At 45.7% G+C, this 21399-nt stretch carries 19 protein-coding genes; all 19 read left to right on the forward strand.

The annotated features are described in order from the left end of the window. Window positions 1–467 precede the first annotated feature (467 nt). The 19 genes from CI597_RS15540 (at window position 468) to CI597_RS15635 (ending at window position 21398) form a co-directional block, all read left to right on the forward strand. Window positions 468–827, forward strand: coding sequence for an ArsR/SmtB family transcription factor (locus CI597_RS15540; protein WP_024727653.1), 360 nt, complete (start codon window positions 468–470; stop codon window positions 825–827). A 24-nt stretch (window positions 828–851) separates the two neighbouring features. Next, the gene (locus CI597_RS15545; RefSeq protein WP_006567070.1) at window positions 852–1070 is read left to right on the forward strand and encodes a heavy-metal-associated domain-containing protein; all 219 of its coding nucleotides are present in this window, start codon (window positions 852–854) and stop codon (window positions 1068–1070) included. 74 nt (window positions 1071–1144) lie between these two features. Beyond that, a complete protein-coding gene (locus tag CI597_RS15550; RefSeq protein WP_024727652.1) occupies window positions 1145–3022 on the forward strand; it encodes a heavy metal translocating P-type ATPase in 1878 nt (625 codons plus the stop codon). Window positions 3023–3397: 375 nt separating this feature from the next. After that, window positions 3398–3637 carry a hypothetical protein gene (locus CI597_RS15555; RefSeq protein ID WP_095143006.1) on the forward strand — a complete coding sequence of 80 codons (240 nt, stop codon included), beginning with the start codon at window positions 3398–3400 and terminating at the stop codon, window positions 3635–3637. A gap of 52 nt (window positions 3638–3689) precedes the next feature. Further along, window positions 3690–7307 carry a DUF7601 domain-containing protein gene (locus tag CI597_RS15560; RefSeq protein ID WP_024727650.1) on the forward strand — a complete coding sequence of 1206 codons (3618 nt, stop codon included), beginning with the start codon at window positions 3690–3692 and terminating at the stop codon, window positions 7305–7307. A gap of 449 nt (window positions 7308–7756) precedes the next feature. Further along, complete coding sequence (locus tag CI597_RS15565) at window positions 7757–8068, forward strand: hypothetical protein (protein WP_143266095.1); 312 nt, start codon at window positions 7757–7759, stop codon at window positions 8066–8068. Further along, window positions 8043–8423 (forward strand): hypothetical protein, encoded by a 381-nt coding sequence (locus tag CI597_RS15570; protein ID WP_024727648.1) that lies wholly within the window; start codon window positions 8043–8045, stop codon window positions 8421–8423. The genes CI597_RS15565 and CI597_RS15570 overlap by 26 nt, the downstream gene beginning before the upstream one ends. A 187-nt stretch (window positions 8424–8610) precedes the next feature. Further along, a complete protein-coding gene (gene hemA, locus CI597_RS15575; protein WP_024727647.1) occupies window positions 8611–9840 on the forward strand; it encodes a glutamyl-tRNA reductase in 1230 nt (409 codons plus the stop codon). A 12-nt stretch (window positions 9841–9852) separates the two neighbouring features. Continuing rightward, entirely contained in the window at window positions 9853–10311 is a 459-nt protein-coding gene (locus CI597_RS15580) for a precorrin-2 dehydrogenase/sirohydrochlorin ferrochelatase family protein (RefSeq protein WP_024727646.1), read from the forward strand. After that, a complete protein-coding gene (hemC, locus tag CI597_RS15585; protein ID WP_024727645.1) occupies window positions 10293–11171 on the forward strand; it encodes a hydroxymethylbilane synthase in 879 nt (292 codons plus the stop codon). Before CI597_RS15580 ends, hemC begins: the two co-directional genes overlap by 19 nt. Before the next feature lie 24 nt (window positions 11172–11195). After that, window positions 11196–12179, forward strand: a complete 984-nt coding sequence (hemB, locus tag CI597_RS15590; RefSeq protein WP_024727644.1) for a porphobilinogen synthase — start codon at window positions 11196–11198, stop codon at window positions 12177–12179. Continuing rightward, on the forward strand, window positions 12179–13471 hold the full coding sequence (gene hemL, locus CI597_RS15595) for a glutamate-1-semialdehyde 2,1-aminomutase (RefSeq protein WP_024727643.1): 1293 nt from the start codon (window positions 12179–12181) through the stop codon (window positions 13469–13471). Before hemB ends, hemL begins: the two co-directional genes overlap by 1 nt. Window positions 13472–13649: 178 nt before the next feature. After that, the gene (cbiD, locus tag CI597_RS15605; protein ID WP_024727642.1) at window positions 13650–14798 is read left to right on the forward strand and encodes a cobalt-precorrin-5B (C(1))-methyltransferase CbiD; all 1149 of its coding nucleotides are present in this window, start codon (window positions 13650–13652) and stop codon (window positions 14796–14798) included. After that, window positions 14795–15490 carry a precorrin-2 C(20)-methyltransferase gene (gene cobI, locus CI597_RS15610; RefSeq protein WP_024727641.1) on the forward strand — a complete coding sequence of 232 codons (696 nt, stop codon included), beginning with the start codon at window positions 14795–14797 and terminating at the stop codon, window positions 15488–15490. Before cbiD ends, cobI begins: the two co-directional genes overlap by 4 nt. Next, window positions 15487–16248 (forward strand): precorrin-4 C(11)-methyltransferase, encoded by a 762-nt coding sequence (cobM, locus tag CI597_RS15615; protein WP_024727640.1) that lies wholly within the window; start codon window positions 15487–15489, stop codon window positions 16246–16248. Before cobI ends, cobM begins: the two co-directional genes overlap by 4 nt. Continuing rightward, window positions 16245–17291 carry a cobalt-precorrin 5A hydrolase gene (locus CI597_RS15620; RefSeq protein WP_024727639.1) on the forward strand — a complete coding sequence of 349 codons (1047 nt, stop codon included), beginning with the start codon at window positions 16245–16247 and terminating at the stop codon, window positions 17289–17291. Before cobM ends, CI597_RS15620 begins: the two co-directional genes overlap by 4 nt. Next, entirely contained in the window at window positions 17281–18015 is a 735-nt protein-coding gene (gene cobJ / locus CI597_RS15625) for a precorrin-3B C(17)-methyltransferase (RefSeq protein ID WP_024727638.1), read from the forward strand. The genes CI597_RS15620 and cobJ overlap by 11 nt, the downstream gene beginning before the upstream one ends. Next, the gene (locus tag CI597_RS15630; protein WP_024727637.1) at window positions 18008–20020 is read left to right on the forward strand and encodes a bifunctional cobalt-precorrin-7 (C(5))-methyltransferase/cobalt-precorrin-6B (C(15))-methyltransferase; all 2013 of its coding nucleotides are present in this window, start codon (window positions 18008–18010) and stop codon (window positions 20018–20020) included. The genes cobJ and CI597_RS15630 overlap by 8 nt, the downstream gene beginning before the upstream one ends. Next, window positions 20010–21398, forward strand: a complete 1389-nt coding sequence (locus CI597_RS15635; RefSeq protein WP_024727636.1) for a cobyrinate a,c-diamide synthase — start codon at window positions 20010–20012, stop codon at window positions 21396–21398. The genes CI597_RS15630 and CI597_RS15635 overlap by 11 nt, the downstream gene beginning before the upstream one ends. The last annotated feature ends 1 nt before the right edge of the window (window position 21399 follow it).

Raw genomic sequence — 21399 nt, forward strand, 5'->3', positions numbered from 1 at the left:
TGCCCCCTGTTGACCGTGAAATCACGGTAGAACAGGCCATCATCATAGCAAGGAATCAAGGTTATAAGATCAAGTCAGCAACTGCATAACCTTAACTTTTCAATATTCACTTTTTAAAGTAGCCACCGGAAGATGGCTTATTTGTTATGCGATTAAATAAATGGATACCCTCTACTTCTCATTTTCAATCTTTATCCTCCTTTCATGCTTTAATTTTTTTATTATAAACCTTGTTTCATAAATATTCAAAGGATCAGGTGAAAATTCCATCTTTTGGTGCCGAATAAGAAGGTAATTGAGAAAAGCCCTTATTATAAGTTATATGGAAGAGATGATAAGACAGGCAAAATATAAATATATTTTATAATTTATGATTGACATTCTGGTAAAAGAGATATATGATAAACACATAACATATGAATGATTGTTCATATGAATGAATATAATAATAAAAGGAGGGTGAGAAGTTGACAGTACATGATATAGACTGCTGTGATACCTATCAGGTCCATGATGACCTTCTGAAAGCAGTAAATGAAAAGATGCCCGAGGAAAGTGAACTGCAGGATCTGGCAGACCTTTTTAAGGTGTTTGGAGATTTTACAAGGATCAGGATTTTGTTTGTTCTGTTTGAAGCGGAAGTATGTGTGTGTGACCTGGCGGAGGCTCTTGATATGACTCAGTCTGCAATTTCACATCAGCTGAAGATACTGAAGCAGGCAAGGCTGGTAAAATCGAGAAGAGAAGGAAAATCAGTTTTTTATTCACTGGCAGACGGTCACGTAAGAACGATCATCGCTCAGGGAAGAGATCATATTGAAGAATAATCATAATTAAAATGGGAGGATATCATGAAGAAAAAATTTAAGTTACAGGATTTAGACTGTGCACACTGTGCGGCAAAGATGGAAGAGGCAATCAAAAAAATACCGGGAGTAAATGACGCCAGTGTAAGTTTTATGACTCAGAAAATGACGATCAGCGCAGAAGATGAAAAGTTTGATGAAATCATGCAGAAGGTTGTCAGTACCTGTGCCAAGGTTGAGCCTGACTGCAGGATACTCATCTAGCTGATAAAACCCGGATGGAACGGAGCCGATCCCGCACTCCGGGTTTTGTTTTTCAATATAAGGAGACTATGTTTATGACAAAAAAACATAAAAAGATGCTGATCCGGATCATTGCAGCATTTTTCCTGCTTGCAGGGCTGATGATCGCGGAACATACGGGCAACCTCCAAAGTTTGGAAGGTTCATGGACTTTGTTTGTGATTTATCTGATCCCGTATCTGGTGATCGGCTATGACATTATTTACAAAGCAGCCAGAAATATTAGAAATGGACAGATATTTGATGAAAATTTCCTCATGATGATCGCTACGTTCGGAGCCTTTGGAGTGAAAGAGTATTCCGAAGCTGTGGCCGTTATGCTGTTTTATCAGGTGGGGGAACTGTTCCAGAGTTATGCGGTGGGAAAATCCCGCCAGTCTATCTCAGAGCTGATGGATATCTGCCCCGAATATGCGAATATCGAGGTTGATGGAGCGCTCACACAGGTTGATCCTGATGAAGTTGAAATAGGAAGTTTCATTGTTGTAAAACCGGGGGAAAGAATTCCTTTGGACGGCGTGGTAATCGAGGGGGAATCCTTGGTCGATACAGCCGCACTGACCGGCGAGTCCGTTCCGAGAAAGGCAGCTGCAGGTGATGAAGTGATCAGCGGATGCGTCAACGGAAGCGGTACGCTGAAAGTAGAAGTGACGAAAGAATTTGAAGACTCCACTGTTGCAAAGATTCTGGAACTGGTGGAAAATGCAGGCAGCAAGAAGGCAAATGTAGAGAATTTCATTACTAAATTTGCAAAATATTATACTCCTGTGGTAACAATCGGTGCCGTGATCCTTGCGGTATTCCCTCCACTGATCTTAGGAGGAGGCTGGGGTGAATGGGTTCAGAGAGCCTGCATTTTCCTTGTAATCTCCTGTCCATGTGCGCTGGTAATTTCAGTGCCTATGGGATTTTTCGGAGGGATTGGTGCTGCCTCAAGGATCGGTGTACTGGTCAAGGGAAGCAATTATCTGGAAGCTGTATCTGAGATGACGACCATAGTATTTGACAAGACTGGAACTCTGACAAAAGGTGAATTTAAAGTGACTGAGATCCTGCCGCAGGGACGCAGAGAAGAGGAACTTCTTGAGCTTGCGGCATTGGGTGAAGGGTATTCGAATCACCCGATTGCCGGTTCTATTAAAGAAGCATACGGAAAAACAGCGGATATGAACCGTGTGTCCGAGGCTGAAGAAATCGCAGGACACGGAATCCGTGTCCTGATTGATGGGAAAGAAGTTCTGATCGGAAACGGCAAGTTAATGAGACAGCAGCACATTGACTATGTTTCCTGCAACAGTACCGGGACTGTCGTCTACGTGGCCTCTGAGGGTGTGTTTGCAGGCGCTATCGTCATTTCTGATACGGTAAAAGACGGGGCAAAAGAGGCAATCAAAAGCATGAAGCAGGTAGGCGTTAAAAAATGTGTTATGCTCACCGGAGACAGGAAAGAGGCAGCTGAATCTGTTGCCGTACAATTAGGAATTGATGAAGTATACGCAGAACTCCTGCCGGGCGACAAAGTATCCCAGGTGGAAAAGCTTCTGAAAAATCAGAGAGAGAAAGAAAAGCTTGCTTTTGCCGGAGACGGTATTAATGATGCACCGGTGCTTACAAGAGCAGATATTGGGATTGCCATGGGAAGCATGGGATCTGATGCGGCCATAGAAGCTGCCGATGTGGTATTGATGGACGACGATGTCAGAAAGATTGCCTCCATCGTTCATATTTCAAGAAAAACACTGCGGATAGTGAAACAGAATATTGTGTTTGCCTTAGGTGTAAAGGCTCTTGTATTGGCTCTAGGCGCAGCCGGAATGGCAAATATGTGGGAAGCAGTCTTTGCGGATGTGGGAGTATCGGTGATTGCAATCCTCAACTCTATGCGTGCGCTGAAAAGCGGTGACCAAGAATAAAAGAAAATTGAGAGAAAAGGCCTGATTCAGCCGAATATGGTATAATGCAGCAAAACAGAAAAATCATTCTGCTTTGCTGCATTTTCCTTTTTTACCTCTCAGGAAAGAGACTCCGTGACTTCTTTGAACTGAAAAACACTACGGGAACAAAGAAAAGCCTTATAAATACTGCATTTAAATGAATGAGCAAGAGGAAATATTGAAGGATTTACGACAATAGTACAACAAATGAAAGAACATTGTATAACGACTTCTATTGCTATGTTTGATGAATGCTGAAATATTATAGACAGGTGCTTAAAAATAGTGTAAAATTAACTTGTATTAGGAAAAGAAAAATACTTTTTAATTTTGTATAAAAAGGGGTTGACAGACATGCTTAGAAACTGGTATACTATGACAGACAGACAGACAGACAGACAGACAGACAGACAGACAGACAGACAGACAGACAGACAGACAGACAGACAGACAGACAGACAGACAGACAGACAGACAGACAGACAGACAGACAGACAGACAGACAGACAGACAGACAGACAGGTAAAGTCTGCCTTTTTTGCGTACAACCTATATAGACATACCAAAAGCACAGATACACTAATTATATGGTGATCTGTGTCTTTTTTGCGTTCTGTAGAAAAATGAGTGAAAAGAGGGAAGAAATATGTATAAAGAGAGTGTCAAGAAGAATTTTCGTTACATAATGTCAAAATTTGTGTGTGTGGTTTTTGTAGTAATTTTAATATTAAATTGTATGTCTTTGCAAATTAAAGCAGAAGGAAATACGAATGGGAATATAACAGATAGTGAATATAATCCAAAATATACTATTCAACATTATTTAAATTACCCAGCGATGGTTTTAGATATTCCAAATTCTGGAGATAAGACAGGAATGGATTTAGTAAATGCGCAAGCATCTAAGACAGATACGATGATTGTATGGCGAACAGATGCTTCACGGGAAAATAATTTACCACGTAATTTTAAGAAACAAAATAGTTATGGAGAGAACCATGGCGTGGATGAATTATATGAACAAAGTCCACATTCGCAACTAAACTTAAATGATGATGGAACAGTAAAAACAGAAAATGAATTACGAAAATTGTTTGCTGATGAGGAAACATATTTCTTTGAAAAATCACAAATGCGATTCATGAATAAGCTTTATAATGATAAAAGTGAAAATCATTATAATAAGAATTATACATTAGAACAGGTTTGGCTTTTGAAAGAAGGTAAGGATAAAGATAGTACTAATGAAGAGGATTTTTATGTCTTAGATGCACCTGTAATGGATGATGGAATCCATCATGATCCTTCTAAGTTTACTTTCACTAACTATAAGGACAATCCAGCATTTAATTCCACAAAAACTACAAATGCTGATGGTGTGAAATATATTGGAGATTCAAAAGACGGTTATACGATTTTAATTACTGAAGATACGGTCATTCGTCTAGTTTTTGAACCAACTACAGAAGAAAATTATAATTATGATGCAGTGAATTTTTTCGATTATGATATAACGGATGGATGGATTTATACTACAGAAGCTGCAGCTAATGCAGCAAGAGATGGTCAAGAGGTAGATAATATAAGCAAAAAGGTTGATAAGGCAATAGAAGCACAAACTTTAGATCAATTAGTTTCAAACAGTAAATTTAATGTAGATGGTAAACTTCCAACTTCTTATCAAAGCAAAGATGAATTGAAAAATGTAACATTTTATGCAAACACAGCAAAACAAGGTATAAATAACCGAAATAATCTTCCTGCTGGAGCAGAGCAAAAATTTGCTTTTGGAAACGATAATGCTGGGACTGGATTAGGAAAGAATACTTGGAATGATTCTAACGGTGTAGCGGCATCATTAAATATGACTAATGCAGGAAATCGTGCTGGAACCAGTAAATGGGGTACTACATTCTATGGTCCGAGTCTTCGAGGGGCAACATTTAGTTTGGGTCAAGGCGTCAATGAAAATGGAAGTATTAAGTGGAGTGAGGGGGTAAATGCACCTCCAATCTTTTCAACAGCTAAAGATACTTTGAATTCAGATGGTATAGATAATCCAAATGGAATACAAGGGAAAACGGAATATTTAAAATATAGTGGATATGGGACAGAAAATTCCAAAGAAAACTATAGCTTACAGTTTTCTCGTCTTGGAGGTACATATACTTTATCTGGAGTTAAGAACAATAAAGGGAAACAAGTCAGCAGTAAGTTGGATAAAATTTCTAAAAATAAATCATCTCTTTATTCAAATGAATTTTGGCCGATGGATTATGCTTCATCATATGGAACTGATGGACACGATCTTAAATTTGGAAATTTAAATTCCAAAGATCTTAGAAATTTTGTAGGAATTGATGGTTCTGGAGCTAAAGTATCTGGAGCCCTTCCAACAAGTGATGATCAAAATAATGATCATAATTCTTACTTTGGTATGACAACATATTTTGATTTTGTGTTACAACCTGGATATTGTGGACCGTTGAATTACTTCTTTTATGGAGATGATGATTTATTAGTGTTCTTGTCAGAAACAACTGTTTCTGAGGATGGGACAGTTACAGTTGATCATACTAACAGTGTACAAGTGGCAGACATGGGTGGAGTTCATTCGTCATTAGGTATGTACGTAGATTTATGGGAATTTATTGATGGAGCAGAAGATATAAAAAATAGTGATGGAGAGACAATTGCCACAGGTATTCCATATAAAGATAATAAGAAAACATATCGTTTATCTGTATATTACACAGAAAGAGGAGCATCTGGATCTTCATGCTATATGAGATTTACAGTTCCATTTGAAGAGTTAGCAACAAATCCAATTACTTTTAATCAGGCAATTCAAATTGAGAAAAATGTTAAGAGCAATTCAAAAGAAGATAAAGGTGTATATGCATTTCAGTTGGATTTAACGACACCTGACGGAAATTCTATGGTTAATCAATATCCATATAAGAGATATGATGCAAATGGAAAAGAAATTAGTACTTCTAATGCTTCAATTGTCAGTGGAACAAAATTTTTTTTAAAGGATGGAGAGAAAGTGCTGATTTCTCATTTGCCAAAAGATACTGATAAGGATTTGGAGAAAGGCTATGGATATAATGTAAGAGAATTAGGAAGAGTAGATTCATCTAGTACAGGATACCCTGATAACTTGAATCCAAGTAATGTTACAGTTATTCCATTGACTCCAAAAGATTCAACAACCTTTATGACAGGAACAATTAAGGATGGATTAGGTCAAAAATTAACATTGGGTGTTGATTATGGGGATGAATTTGATAAAAACAATTATGTTCGTTTTATTAATGCCACAGACCCTGGAATGTTAGAATTAGAAAAGCAATTATCTGTTGATACGCAATCAACAGATAAGGATTTCAATTTCAACGTATATTTCACAAAAGCAGATGGGACGCCTTTGAACTCTTTATCATGGTTTAAAAGCCCGACTGATGTTGAGAGTCCAAACTGGGTTGAACAATCAGATATTGAGTTGCAAGATGGTAAAGGCGTGTTATCAATTAAAGCTGGTGAAAAGGTTTTGATTTATAATTTACCAAAAGGGGCAACCTATACCATTACAGAAGCCAAAAACACATATTATGGGGTCAAAGAGATTGTTACTACAGGAAGTGGAAAGATAAATAAAGACGAAGCTTCTGGAAAGGTTACCGGAACTATTATAGTGGATGAGAATGTGACCGAGATGGATCAAAAAAAGCCATCTAATACCATTAAATATGTCAATGCAAAAACAGAAACAGGTGGCTTGACAGTAACAAAACAAGTTGCGGGAACACACGGCGATAAAGACAAGGAGTTCCATTTCACGGTTACGCTTGATGATAAGACAATCAGCGGAAAATTTGGAGATATGGACTTCGCGGACGGCGTGGCTACATTCACATTGAAACACGGGCAGAGAGCAACAGCTGTGAGACTTCCTGCTGGTATCAGATATACAGTAGAAGAAACAGAAGCCAACCAGGACGGCTATGTGACTACTTCTACTGCTGACAAAGGAACAGTTCCAGAGGATGGTAATGTGGGAATCAAGTTTATCAACCACAAGGAAGTGACATCAGAGAAGCCATCCACACCTGATAAACCTGATACGCCAGACAGTCCAAAAACGGGTGACAGAACAAATATAGTGTTATATATATCATTGTTCGCAATAAGCGGACTATTAATCGCAATTCTAATCGTATTGAAGAAAAAGAAAATATTGGAGAACCGAAAAAGATCTTGAAATAAGATTGTAACGGCTACACAACTCACATTGACGGAGTGATCCAGACACGGTGGCGGGGAAATCTCAGGATTTTTCCGCCATGCTTGCAAGTGGCTGGTTCACTTCGTCTGTGAGCGAGCCTGTGGCGAGCTTTATGTAGCCCCCGTTATCTAACAAGGGGGCACAGGAACGCTCATGGTATGACTTCATGCTCGATTGTATGACGGCTGGCGGTGTGATAAAACGGGTTGACTTGGACACAGAGATTAAAAACCGTTTTGAAATACGCATGAAGAATGCACGAGCCTATTATGCTGTTGTGGACTTACTCATTTTGTATTCAAATGCTTAGTTTGTATCAAGTGTTGATGCAAGAAAGAAGAAATATATTTTATCAGGTAGATGATAATGGTGTCATCTTTCAGGCCGATGGAGAAAGCTCAAAGGATATATTATGGAAGAGGCGAATGGCATGTTCGTCCAATGAACAATTCTCGATTGATAAATCCATGACATTGGACTTGAACGGATACAGTATTGGCTCCATAAAAGAGCAGTCTTTTGTGATAAATAAATATGGGGAAACGACTGAAGTCAAGCAGAAAAACGGAACGATCACCAATGACAGCAGCGAATCAGACAAGTTAAGCATACCGGTGTTTGCAAGACAAAGAGTCAAACTGCACCTGGAGAATATGAAGCTTATATTGAATCCAAACGCCGGCATGATGGGATATGGCCTGAGGATTGGAAATGGAGATCATAATCAGGCACCGTAAAAGCTTTCAATATCGGCGGAGCCGCAGTTTATCATCCTCAGAACGGCAATCTGACAATCAACGGCGGCATTGCGGAGAATACGGAGGTGCTCAGGGAGCCGAGGCATCCATTGTATTTAAAGTCAATGGGGGCAGCTCTGTGGATAATCTCACAGGATTGACAGACCAGGTGATTTCTGACCTCACTATGCCGAAACCGAAGACCGGCAGTTCAGCGCAATCGAAGCGGGTCACCCAAAATGCGGCTAAAGCTGGGGAGCCTTTGGAATTTGCAGCTTGGGCAGGAGTCATGCTCACGGCTCTGGTATGCGGTCTGGCTGCGGCAAACTGTAAAAAGAATGCAAAGCATAAATAACATTCCATATACCTTATCGTGCGAAGCACGTCCACCCGAAGGGTATTAAATACGGTGTGCCCTGCGGGTATACTTTTCTGAGCTTATCCGGGTGTTTGGCAGAGAAATGCCGGATAAGCTTTGTTTTTAGTTGCGCTTTTTCTGTAAAACGTGCTAAAATTCTTTCAGATATAAAAAGGAGCTAGTTATGGAACTTTCGATGATAGGAATAGATTATCATACGGCATCGGTGGAGGAGAGGGAGCCGTTTGCATTTACAGATTCGGGAGCCACCCGATTCATGAAGTCTGTGAAGGAAACGGACCCAAATGCGTCCTGTATCGTTCTGTCGACCTGCAACCGGACAGAACTTTGGTTTTATAATCTGACACCTGACCCTCTGGATTACCTTTTTTCACAGCTGTCTCTTTTAAAGGATTCGGGGAGAGAACTGTTCGTCAGAAGGGCCGGGGCCGAGGCCGTCTTTTATCTGATGGAACTGGCCAGCGGGCTCCACTCTCAGATCCTTGGGGAAGACCAGATTGTGTCCCAGGTCAGAGAGGCCCTTAACCGTGCCAGAGAATGCTGTAAGCCGGACCCTGTTCTGGACACGCTGTTTCGGATGGCTGTGACGGCGGCAAAAAAAGTCAAAACGGAAACCCGGATCGGAAGCAGGGACACCTCCGTGCCGGAACGGGCTGTTTCGATTTTGGAAGACAAATACGGCTCATTTAAAGGAAAACAATGTCTGGTTATCGGAAACGGAGAAATGGGCCGTCTTCTGGCCGCATGGCTGGTACATAAAGGGGCCTGTGTTTCCATGACTCTGCGGCAGTATCGGAAACAGGACGTCATGATCCCGGCAGGATGCGGTGTTGTCTCTTACCAGGACCGTTACAGCGCCATGGGAGCTATGGAGTTTATTTTCAGTGCCACCAGAAGCCCGCACTATACGATACGCGCACAGCAGGCGGCAGAGACTTTTAAAGAGCACCGCTCTTATGTGTTTACAGATCTGGCAGTGCCCAGGGATCTGGACCCGGGTCTTGCAGAGCTGCCCGGATGCTGCCTTTTAGATATGGACGATCTGGGCCTTCAGGTATCGGCAGATGACGGGGAGCTTAAGAAGGCAGAAGAAATTATTTGTGAGCAGTCCGATGAATTTATGAACTGGTATTATTTCAGGGATTATATTCCGCTGGTCCGGGCGGTCGGCAGTGCTGCCGGGGAGCTGACCAATGCCAAGCTGAAGAAAACATACAGGGAACTCAGAAAAAAACACCAGGATGTATGCGGCCTTAAAAAAGAGGTGATGAGGGCATCAGAATCAGCGGTTGAACGGATTCTCTTCGGCCTTAAGGATGTGCTCCCGAGGCAGGAGTGGAAACATATTTTTGAGGCGCTGGAACTGTCGGCAGATGAGGTGGATATTTTTTAAGGAGGCTTGACCATGGGATATTTTCCGATGTACACAGATATCCGGGATTTCAAGATTTTGATGGTCGGAGGAGGAGCAATCGCCCTGCGGCGGCTTAAGACACTCCAAATGTTTCATGAACATATCACAGTCATATCACTGTCTGTCTGCAAAGGGATAGAAGATATGGTCCTTGACGGCTTTGTCACCTGGATTTCAAGGAGTTATGTTCCGGGAGACCTGAAAGATTTTGATATGGTGCTTGCCGCAACAGATAACAGGGAAGTCAATCACGCTGTTTTTCTGGAAGCCCGGAGGGAGAAAATGCCCGTCAATATCAGCGACTGCAAAGAAGAGTGCAGTTTTTATTTTCCTTCTGTTATAAAGGACGGCGATATTGTCATCGGGGTCACATCCGGAGGCACCGACCATAAAAAGACAAAACAGACAGCAGACAGAATCAGGAGTTTGATATGGAACCAAAAAGACTGAGGATCGGAAGCCGCGAAAGCCTTCTGGCTGTGGCTCAGACAAAACTTGTAATAGAGCAGTTAAAAGCAAATTATCCGGATCTTTCTTTTGAGCTGGTGACTCTGAAAACTACCGGGGATAAGATTCTTGATAAGACGTTAGATAAGATCGGAGGAAAGGGACTCTTTGTGAAAGAGCTTGATCAGGCTCTTCTGGACGGAAGGATCGATATGGCGGTCCACAGCATGAAGGATCTGCCTATGGAGATCTCCGATGACCTTCCCGTGGCGGCAGTGCCCAAACGGGGTGATCCAAGAGACGTGATTGTGCTGCCTTTGACCGGAGATTTTGGGGAACCCGGACAGGTGATCGGTTCTTCCAGTGCGAGAAGAGTTCTGCAGGCCAGAGGCCTGTTTCCGGAAGCAGAATTTCAAAGTATCCGAGGGAATATCCATACGAGGCTTCGTAAGTTGGACGGCGGACAGTATTCTGCATTGATCATGGCGGCCGCGGGACTAAAAAGGGCAGGCCTTGAAGAGCGGATCAGCCGTTATTTTTCTGTGGAAGAAATGCTGCCGGCGGCCGGACAGGGGACACTGTGCGTTCAGGTGAGAAAAGATTTTGACCAGTCCTTTTTTTCATGTATCCATGACAGGGGGACGGAACTTGTGACCGAGGCGGAACGGAGTTTTGTACGTGCTTTGGACGGGGGCTGTTCTTCTCCGATCGCGGCATATGCAGAGATTACAGGAAGCGACCTTAACCTTACCGGGTTTTACTGCGATGAATCAGACGGCACCGGAAGGGAAAAGAGCATTCGGGGAAAAGCACAAAGTGCCGGTGAGCTTGGCCGGCGCCTTGCAGAACAGATACGAGAATAAATGATACAGAAAGAAGGATGCAGAATGGATATGACAATAAGATCAAGAAGGCTACGGTCTACACCGGTATTGAGAAAGATGGTGCGGGAGACGAGGATGGATGCGTCTTCTCTCATTTATCCGCTTTTTGTGCGGGAGGGAGAAAATGTGAAGGAAGAAATCCCGTCCATGCCGGGACAGTTCAGGTACAGTCTGGACCGCATGCCGGAAGCTCTGAACGAAATGGCAGATGCCGGGGTGCCGAGTGTTATGCTGTTTGGAATTCCGGATGCAAAGGATGAGTGCGGCACCGGGGCGTGGGCAGAGGACGGCATCATCCAGAAGGCATTGAGAAAGGCAAAGAAGGAAGTGCCGGATCTTTATTACATTACAGACGTGTGCATGTGTGAGTATACCTCCCACGGACACTGCGGCATTTTGAGCGGACACCGGGTGGACAATGATAAGACTCTGCCCATGATCGCTAAGATAGCCCTGTCCCAGATACAGGCCGGGGCCGATATGGTAGCCCCGTCTGATATGATGGACGGCCGGGTCTCTGAGATCAGAAGTCTGCTGGATCAGCACGGTTACACAGATGTGCCGATCATGTCCTATGCGGCCAAATATGCTTCCGCTTTTTACGGCCCGTTTCGGGATGCCGCAGGATCTGCCCCTTCCTTCGGAGACCGGAAGGGATATCAGATGGATTATCATAATCGCCTGGAGGCCCTGAAGGAAGTGAAACAGGACTGTGAAGAAGGAGCGGACATCATCATGGTGAAACCGGCTCTCTCTTATCTGGATATTGTGAGAGAAGTGCGCAGTACGGTAGATCTTCCAGTAGCTGCATACAGCGTCAGCGGGGAGTATGCCATGATCAAGGCGGCAGCCATGAAGGGCTGGATCGATGAGGATCAGATGATCTGTGAGACGGCAGCCGGGATTTACCGGGCAGGCTGTGATATACTCCTGACGTACTTTGCTAAGGAGATTGCCGGATTTATGAGGGAAGGGAGGATCGGATGATGACCAGATCAGAAGATTTATTTAACCGTGCCAAACGGGTGCTGCCAGGAGGCGTCAACAGCCCGGTGAGGGCTTACCAGTCTGTGGGAGGCTGTCCGCGGTTCATTAAAAAAGCGGAAGGTACTTATGTATATGACGAAGAGGGAAAACGCTATCTGGATTATATCGGCTCCTGGGGACCGATGATCCTCGGACATAACCATTCGGAGATCCAAAAAGCGGTCGTGGAAGCCGCACAAAATGGGCTGAGCTTTGGTACGGCTACAGAGATCGAAGTGGAGATGGGAGAACTGCTGTGCAATCTGGTGCCGTGTTTTGATATGGTCCGCATGGTCAATTCGGGCACGGAGGCCGTGATGAGTTCGATCCGGGCTGCGAGAGGATTTACGGGCAGAGATAAGATCATCAAGTTTGAGGGATGTTATCATGGACATTTTGACGCACTGCTCGTAAAAGCGGGGTCCGGTGTGATGACGGCAGGAATCCCGGACAGCTCCGGTGTGCCAAAGGGCTGTGCGAAGGATACCCTGACTGCGGTGTATAACGATATAAACAGCGTTAGGAAACTATTTGAAGAAAATCCGGGACAGATCGCCGCGCTGATCATTGAACCGGCAGCGGCAAATATGGGGGTTGTATTGCCGAAAGAAGGCTTTTTGCAGGAACTCAGAGATATCTGTACCAAGAACGGGACACTGCTGATCTTTGATGAGGTCATTACCGGCTTCAGGCTGGGACTTGCAGGTGCACAGGGAACTTACGGCGTGACGCCGGACCTGGCCACCTTCGGAAAGATCATCGGAGGAGGCATGCCGGTAGGCTGCTACGGAGGACGGCGTGAGATCATGGAAATGATCGCACCTCTCGGCAGCATTTATCAGGCCGGGACTCTGAGCGGAAATCCGGTTGCCATGGCGGCCGGCATCACGGAACTTACGATTCTGAAAGAACACCCGGAAATCTACCGGCATCTTGAGAAACTCGGAGAGTCTTTCAGAAGCGGTGTAAAAGAGATCCTAAGGCGGCACGGAAAGGAATATCAGATTACAGGGACAGGGTCTTTAAGCTGTCTGTTTTTTACGGACCGTCCGGTTGCCAATTATGAGGACGCAAAGACTTCCGATGTACAGGCATTTGCAGAGTATTTTCATTATATGCTGGATCACGGAATCCATCTGGCCCCCTCTCAGTTTGAAGCTATTTTCTTTAACAATGCTATGAAACAGGAGGATGTAGATCTGACACTGGAAGTGATGGATTCCTTTTTTTCATTTCACAGGAAAGTCCTATGACCTTCCCTATGAAATAAAAACGTTCCGCGGGTTGTGCACAGATGCGTAAGGAAATTATTTGCCTTCGGCAAATCGCATCTGGCACGCAAAGTTATCAAGCCCCTCAAAGAGTAAGGGATTGGGGCGTTGAAGTGGGCTTGCCCACATTGTGCTAGAGAAGACAACCGGGAGGAATTCTATGAGCAGGGGACTTAAAGAGCATAAGGTCATAAAACAGAATAAAGAACTGAGATGCGGTTTTACGACAGGCTCCTGTGCGGCCGCCGCTGCCAAAGGAGCCGCCGCAGCCCTGCTTTTGGGAACACAGGAATCAAATGTTTCTCTTCTGACACCTGCGGGTATCCGTCTTTTTCTGCCCCTGGAGGATTTCAGGGTATCAGATAATTCGGTTTCCTGCTGTGTTACCAAAGATGCCGGGGACGATCCGGATGTCACAGACGGTATTCATATTTATGCGGAGGTGAAAAAAATCCCTTCTCCCGGAATTTTCATCGAAGGAGGAGAGGGGATCGGCAGAATTACAAGAAAAGGCCTTTTCCTGCCAGTCGGCGAGGCGGCCATCAACCCTGTGCCGAGAGAGATGATCACAGATGCCGTGCGGGAAGTCCTTGACCGTTCCGATTATGAAGGCGGCCTCTCAGTAACCGTCCGGACGCCGGAGGGCGGGGAGACGGCAAAGAAAACCTTCAATCCGCGCCTCGGGATCGAAGGCGGCATTTCAATTCTCGGGACCACCGGGATCGTAGAACCTATGAGCGAAGCGGCGATGGTCAAAAGTATTGAGGCAGAGATGCGGATTCTTCTCGCAGAGGGAAACGGATATCTTTTAGTGACGCCCGGCAATTACGGGGCTGACTATGTAAAAACACACTGCGGCATTTCGGGAGACAATATACTAAAGTGCAGTAACTTTGTGGGTGATACGATAGACATGGCTGTCAATTTAAAAGCCAGGGGAATTCTGTTTGTGTCCCATATCGGAAAGTTTATCAAGCTTGCAGGCGGGATCATGAATACCCACTCGAGAGAGGCAGACTGCCGGGCAGAGCTTATGGCAGCCGCTGCAGTAAGAAACGGGGCCGGCCTTAAAACGGTCAAAAAGATCCTTCAAATAAAGACGACGGAGGAAGGCATTTCTTTTCTGGAATCAGAAGGGATTCTGGAACGGACGATGGAAGACGTATTAGAAAGGATCGGGGAAAATCTTTCCCGAAGGGCCTATGACAGGCTGTTGACCGGTGCCGTGGTCTTTTCTGGCGGGCACGGATTTCTGGGGCAGACGAAACACACCGATTTATTATGGCAGAAACTAAAGGAGACAGAATGAGCGGAACACTATATGGAATTGGAGTAGGCCCGGGAGATCCGGAACTTATGACTTTAAAGGCAGTGAGAAAGATCAGGGAGTGCAGGGCAGTCGCTGTTCCGGGCAGAAATCCGGAAGAAAGCACAGCTTTTCAGATCGCGGCAAAGGCGTGTCCGGAAATAAAAGATAAAAAACTGATCGGAATCCACATGCCTATGACGAGAGATGAAGAAAAACTGAGGGAGAGCCATGAATCGGGGGCTTTTTTTCTGACAGAATGTCTTAAGAAAGGGATGGATGTCGCATTCTTAACGCTCGGTGACCCCACAGTGTATTCCACTTACCTGTATTTACATAAGATCGTCAGAAAACAGGGATTTCCGGCAGAGATCATAAGCGGTATTCCTTCCTTTTGTGCGGCCGCTGCCAGGATGGAAACAGGGCTTGCAGAGAAAGATCAGGCACTGCACATTATACCGGCTGCATATGAGGTGGAAGACTGGCTGGAACTTTCGGGGACAAAAGTATTCATGAAGGCCGGAAAACAACTGGCTCAGGTGAAGGAGAAATTGTCCGAAAAAAAACTGGCCGGAAGAATGGTAGAAAACTGCGGAATGAAAAATGAAAGACTTTATGACAGCATTGAAGAGATCCCCCAGGAGGCAGGGTATTACTCTCTGATTATCGTAAAGGAACAGGAGGATGTACAATGATTTATTTTGTCGGAGCAGGCAGCGGAGCGCCGGACTTGATCACCGTTCGGGGAAAGCAGCTGATCGAGACAGCGGATATCCTGATCTATGCCGGATCTCTGGTCAATCCGGAGCTTCTTTTATATGCCGGACCTGACTGTAAGCTCTATAACAGCGCAGAAATGACACTGGAAGAAGTTTTCAAGGTCATGGAAGAAGGGGAACTGGCGGGAGAGGACACAGTCCGGCTGCACACTGGAGATCCATGTCTTTACGGCGCCATCAGGGAACAGATGGACCTTCTGGATGAAAAAGAACTCCCTTATGATTACTGTCCTGGTGTCAGTTCTTTCTGCGGAGCGGCATCTGCCCTGAACTTAGAATATACACTTCCCGATGTGTCACAAAGCGTCATCATCACAAGGATGGCGGGAAGGACTCCGGTCCCGGAAAAAGAAAACATCGAATCCTTTGCTGCCCATCAGGCCACCATGGTGATTTTCCTCAGTACAGGAATGATAAAAGAATTATCAGAGAAGCTTGTGAAAGGCGGATACACCCGGGAGACACCGGCGGCCATCGTCTATAAGGCGACCTGGGAGGATGAGCAGACCTTTCTCTGCACTGTGGGGACTCTCTGCCAGACGGTAAGGGAGCACGGGATCACGAAAACAGCGCTGATCATTGTGGGAGATGCGGTCTCCCATCACCATTATAAGAGGTCTAAGCTCTATGATCCGGAGTTTACTACGGGATACAGAAAAGGAATCGAAAAATGAAGACAGCCATCATTTGCTTTAGCCAAAGAGGATTGAATATTGCCGGGAAATTGAAGACGGGTCTCAAAAAGTCAGGTCACGAGGCAGAGATCTCAGTGAAATCCAGATATATTAAGAACCGGGATGTACACTGTGTGACAGAATCATTAAATGACTGGACCGCAAGACAGTTTCAGGAAAAAGAAGCCTTATTTTTCATCGGGGCCTGTGGGATCGCAGTGAGGGCCATTGCACCTTTTGTCAAAAGCAAAGACACTGATCCCGCAGTCATAGCGGTCGATGAGGCAGCGAGCTTTGCGGTTCCTCTGCTGTCCGGACATCTGGGAGGCGCCAACGATCTGGCAGAACAGGCGGCTTTCCTCACGGGGGCTGTTCCTGTGATTACTACGGCTACGGATATAAATCAGGTGTTTGCGGTGGATCTGTTTGCAAAAAAGCACCGTCTGCATATCATGGATCTTGGGCTTGCCAAAGAAATATCAGCCTCTCTGCTGTCAGGGACTCCGGTCGGGTTTCACAGTGACTTTCCGGTGTCTGGGAATCTGCCGGAGGGACTGGTACGGGGAGAAGACACAAAACTCGGCATCTGCATTTCTGTGAGGAAGGATTTTCTTCCTTTTCAGAAAACCCTGAGGCTGATTCCGAAAGCAGTCGTTTTTGGAGTGGGATGCAGAAAAGACACGCCGGAAGAAGCCATAAAACAGGCTTTTTTACAGGCCTGTGAAAAAGGCCGGATTGAGCCTTTGGCATTGGGATTGACAGCCAGCATTGATTTAAAAAAGGAAGAACGCGGGCTCCTTGTTTTCTGCCGGGAGAAAGGAATTCCTTTTCAAAGTTTCACTGCCGAAGAGCTGATGCAGGCAGAAGGAGCATTTATGTCCTCTGCCTTTGTCAGCCGTGTGACCGGCGCAGATAATGTATGTGAGAGAAGCGCCCTTCTGGCGGCCGGAGACGGAGGAGAACTGATCGTGGGCAGACAGGCAGGAAACGGCGTGACCGCAGCTCTTGCGTTAAAAGATTGGAGGATCAGGTTTGAGTCATAAAATATATGTAGTGGGCATCGGCCCGGGAGCGTTTGAACAGATGACCGCAAAGGCGGCAGATATTTTAAGACAGAGCGATGTCATCATCGGATACACCGTATACATTGATCTTGTAAGAGATCACCTGCCGGGAAAACAATTTTTATCTACCCCCATGACAAAAGAGGCAGACCGGTGCCGGATGGCATTTTTGGAGGCGCGGAAGGGAAAGACCGTGTCGATGATCTGCAGCGGGGATGCGGGAATCTACGGGATGGCTGGTCTGATGTATGAAATCGGCGCACAATATCCTGATACAGAACTGGAAGTCATACCGGGGGTCACGGCGGCCACAGCCGGAGCAGCGCTGCTTGGGGCTCCATTGACCCATGATTTCTGTGTCATCAGCCTGAGTGATCTGCTGACTTCATGGAAAACCATCGAGGAACGGATTCTTGCGGCTTCCAGGGCAGACTTTTCTATCTGTCTGTACAATCCGTCCAGCAAAAAGCGGCGGGATTATCTGAAAAAGGCCTGTGAACTCATGCTCAAGTATAAATCCCCGGACACGGTATGCGGAATCGTAAAAAATATTGGAAGAGAGGGGGAGGAAAAGTTTCTCCTGACTCTTAAGGACCTTAAAGATGCAGAGGCCGATATGTTTACCACAGTATTTGTTGGGAATTCCCAGACAAAGACCCTGTCCGAAGCGATGGTCACTCCGAGAGGATATAAAGATGTATAAAGTATTTTTATTTGCGGGCACCACAGAGGGCCGGGAACTGGCGGGGTTTCTAAGCCGGGCCGGTGTGGAGGTCTTTGTATTTACTGCAACTGAATATGGAAAAAGCCTGATCGGGGAAGCGGAGAATATGGTCCTGTCCTATGAAAGGCTTTCCGCAGAAAAGATGGAAGAACAGATCAGAACCGAAAAACCGGATCTTGTGGTAGACGCCACACACCCGTATGCAGAATTGGTGACGGAGAATATACGGTCAGCCTGTATCCATACCCATACGGAGCTGATACGGCTGGTCAGGGACGAGGGGACATGGGACGGAGGAGACATTACATATGTCAGTTCCGCAAAAGAAGCAGCGGAGTTTCTTTCACGTACAGAGGGAAATGTTCTTTTGACAACCGGAAGCAAAGATCTGGCAGAGTTTACCGCGGTTCCTGGTTATGAAGAGAGGATTTATGCGAGAGTCCTCTCCCTGCCGGACGTGGCAAAAAGCTGTGCCGGACTCGGGTTTCGGGGAAGCCGCCTGATCTGCATGCAGGGGCCGTTTTCAAAGGAACTGAATACTGCAATGCTCAGGCAGTATGACTGTAAATGGATGGTGACAAAGGCCTCCGGAATGGAAGGCGGATTTCCGGAAAAATTAGAGGCCGCCAGAGAGGCGGGGGCAAAGCTTCTGATTATTGGGAGGCCGAAAAAGGAAGAGGGGCTTAACTTCAAAGAATGCCGGAAGATGCTTAGGGAGCGTTTTCAGATACCATACCGTCCGGAGATTACTCTTGCAGGCGTGGGAATGGGAAGTATCGAAATGATGACCGGGGAGGCAGTGCGTGCATGCCAAAATGCAGATCTTCTGATCGGAGCCGGCCGGGTGCTGGAGGCAGCAGAAAAAGCGGCCGGAAACGCTCATAAGGCAGAGCTTTATAAGGAATACAAAAGTGAGGAAATCTTTTCCTTCATAAAGTCTCATCCATTTTATTACCATATTGTCATTGCTATGTCAGGAGATCCCGGGTTTTACAGCGGGGCAAAAAAACTGTACGGACTGCTGTCTTCAGAAAAAGAATGGAATGTAAAAGCGGTGTCCGGTATTTCTTCTCTGTCCTATTTCATGGCGAAACTGCATCTTTCCTGGGAAGATGCAGTGATGGTAAGCTGCCATGGACAGAAAACACATCTTGTACAGAAAATAGCGTCCAGCAGGAAGGTATTTGCGATCCTGGGCACAGGAACAGAAGTCGGGGAGCTGGCAAAGGAACTCCTTCAATATGGCCTTGACGACGTTATCTTCCATACGGGGGAACGGCTTTCTTACCCCGACGAAAAGATCAGATCCGGTCTGCCGCAGGAATTCCTTTGCTGCCGGACGGATGCTTTAAGTGTGCTCTGTGTGGAAAATCCCAGGCCACGGAAACGTTTTGCACTTCACAGTTTACAGGATGATCTGTTCGTGCGCGGGAAGGTTCCCATGACGAAGCAGGAAGTGAGGAGCATCACTCTTTCAAAGCTTAAGCTTTTAAAAGATGCTGTCTGCTATGATATCGGTGCAGGCACAGGATCTGTCTCCATAGAGATGGCAGAGAAAGCATATGAAGGACGCGTATATGCGGTGGAAAAGAAACTGGAAGCGGCAGATTTGATCCGTCAAAACCGGAGAAAATTTTGTATGGATTCTATTCATATCGTGGAAGGAACGGCACCGGAGGCAATAAAAAGGCTGGAACCCCCAACCCATGTCTTTATTGGAGGAACCTCAGGCAATCTTACAGAAATCCTTCATTCTGTATTAAAGAAAAATCCCAGGGTCAGGATCGTTATGAACTGCATTACTCTGGAGACACTTACAGAGGCAGTCAAGGCCTTTCAAACTCTGCCTGTTACGGAGCCGGATATCGTGAATGTGACGGTGAGCAGGGCGAAAAAAGCCGGCAGCTATCATTTGATGATGGGAGAAAATCCTGTTTATATCCTTGCCTGCTCCGGAACCGGGGAGGCGTGCCGTGAAGATTGACAGACTCTTATTTACGGCCCCGCAGAGTGCAGGCGGGAAGACGATGGTGACCTGCGGCATTCTTGCCGCCCTCGGCGGGATGGGCAGAAAGACGGTGTCCTTTAAGTGCGGACCGGATTATATTGATCCGATGTTTCACCGCAAAGCAGTCGGAACCGATGCCTGGAATTTAGACCCCTTTCTGACACCCGGCCCGGCAGTCAGATCCCTGCTGGTCCGCCATGCAAAAAACGCCGATCTGGCTGTGATGGAAGGGGTCATGGGGTATTATGACGGCCTCGGAGGGACAACGACAAAAGCCAGTGCATATGAACTGTGTAAAATCACAGGCACTCCCGCAGTCCTGATCGTCGATGCAAAAGGGGTGAGCACCTCTGTTCTGGCTCAGATCCATGGCTTTTTATCATGGAAAAAGGACAGCGGGATCAGGGGAGTCCTTTTAAACCGGATATCTCCGATGCTCTATCCCCGGATGAAGCAGTTGATTGAGGAACAGCTGGACATCCCGGTTGTGGGATATGTGCCGGAAGTCCCGGACTGTGTGTTTAAAAGTCGCCATCTCGGGCTTATTTTGCCGGAGGAGATTACGGATATCAAAGATAAGCTTCACCGTCTTGCAGGCATTATGAGAGAAACCATTGACTGGGATACATTATTCAGGATTGCGGAAGGTGCCGCTTCTCTGGAGGCAGATGATGAAACAGATCCTCCGGATTATTTTGAGAACACAGACCTTTCTAAGGTAAGGATTGGAATTGCGGAAGATGAGGCCTTTTGTTTTATGTACAGAGAAAATTTAGAACTGCTCAGTGACATGGGAGCAAAACTTGTGTTTTTTTCGCCCATTCATGACAGACACCTGCCGAAAGATTTGGACGGACTGATCTTTTACGGCGGTTATCCGGAGCTTTATGGAATGGAACTTGAGGAAAATCATGCGATGAGACGAGAGACTGCATCTGCTGTGTCCTCCGGCCTTCCATGTATGGCCGAGTGCGGAGGCTTTCTGTATCTTCACAGGGAGATGGAGGATAAAGACGGCGTTTTCAGGAAAATGGCAGGCGTGATTCCGGGGAAGGCATATAAAAAGGACAGACTTTCGAGGTTCGGATATATTTCTTTACATCAGAGATCGGGAACCTTGTTTGGAACCGGTCCGGCAAAACTTACAGCCCACGAATTTCACTACTATGATTCCGACTGCTGCGGGCAGGATTTCTATGCAAAAAAACCTGTGGGCAGCAGAGGCTGGGAATGTATATTCGCATCCGACACTTTGTTTGCAGGCTTTCCTCATTTTTATTACTATGGCATTCCGGAACTTCCAAAGGCATTTTTAATAAAATGCCGTCAATACAAGGCGAAAAAGAGGAGATAAA

Source organism: Anaerostipes hominis (ex Lee et al. 2021) (genome assembly GCF_002270485.1).
Classification (GTDB): Bacteria; Bacillota; Clostridia; order Lachnospirales; family Lachnospiraceae; genus Anaerostipes; species Anaerostipes hominis.

What these genes read in the sequence shown, in the direction of transcription:
- CI597_RS15545 (WP_006567070.1), top strand. Translation starts at nt 852, where the DNA reads ATGAAGAAAAAATTTAAGTTACAGGATTTAGACTGTGCACACTGTGCG.
- CI597_RS15550 (WP_024727652.1), top strand. Translation starts at nt 1,145, where the DNA reads ATGACAAAAAAACATAAAAAGATGCTGATCCGGATCATTGCAGCATTT.
- CI597_RS15555 (WP_095143006.1), top strand. Translation starts at nt 3,398, where the DNA reads ATGCTTAGAAACTGGTATACTATGACAGACAGACAGACAGACAGACAG.
- CI597_RS15560 (WP_024727650.1), top strand. Translation starts at nt 3,690, where the DNA reads ATGTATAAAGAGAGTGTCAAGAAGAATTTTCGTTACATAATGTCAAAA.
- CI597_RS15565 (WP_143266095.1), top strand. Translation starts at nt 7,757, where the DNA reads ATGGCATGTTCGTCCAATGAACAATTCTCGATTGATAAATCCATGACA.
- CI597_RS15570 (WP_024727648.1), top strand. Translation starts at nt 8,043, where the DNA reads ATGGAGATCATAATCAGGCACCGTAAAAGCTTTCAATATCGGCGGAGC.
- hemA (WP_024727647.1), top strand. Translation starts at nt 8,611, where the DNA reads ATGGAACTTTCGATGATAGGAATAGATTATCATACGGCATCGGTGGAG.
- CI597_RS15580 (WP_024727646.1), top strand. Translation starts at nt 9,853, where the DNA reads ATGGGATATTTTCCGATGTACACAGATATCCGGGATTTCAAGATTTTG.
- hemC (WP_024727645.1), top strand. Translation starts at nt 10,293, where the DNA reads ATGGAACCAAAAAGACTGAGGATCGGAAGCCGCGAAAGCCTTCTGGCT.
- hemB (WP_024727644.1), top strand. Translation starts at nt 11,196, where the DNA reads ATGGATATGACAATAAGATCAAGAAGGCTACGGTCTACACCGGTATTG.
- hemL (WP_024727643.1), top strand. Translation starts at nt 12,179, where the DNA reads ATGACCAGATCAGAAGATTTATTTAACCGTGCCAAACGGGTGCTGCCA.
- cbiD (WP_024727642.1), top strand. Translation starts at nt 13,650, where the DNA reads ATGAGCAGGGGACTTAAAGAGCATAAGGTCATAAAACAGAATAAAGAA.
- cobI (WP_024727641.1), top strand. Translation starts at nt 14,795, where the DNA reads ATGAGCGGAACACTATATGGAATTGGAGTAGGCCCGGGAGATCCGGAA.
- cobM (WP_024727640.1), top strand. Translation starts at nt 15,487, where the DNA reads ATGATTTATTTTGTCGGAGCAGGCAGCGGAGCGCCGGACTTGATCACC.
- CI597_RS15620 (WP_024727639.1), top strand. Translation starts at nt 16,245, where the DNA reads ATGAAGACAGCCATCATTTGCTTTAGCCAAAGAGGATTGAATATTGCC.
- CI597_RS15630 (WP_024727637.1), top strand. Translation starts at nt 18,008, where the DNA reads ATGTATAAAGTATTTTTATTTGCGGGCACCACAGAGGGCCGGGAACTG.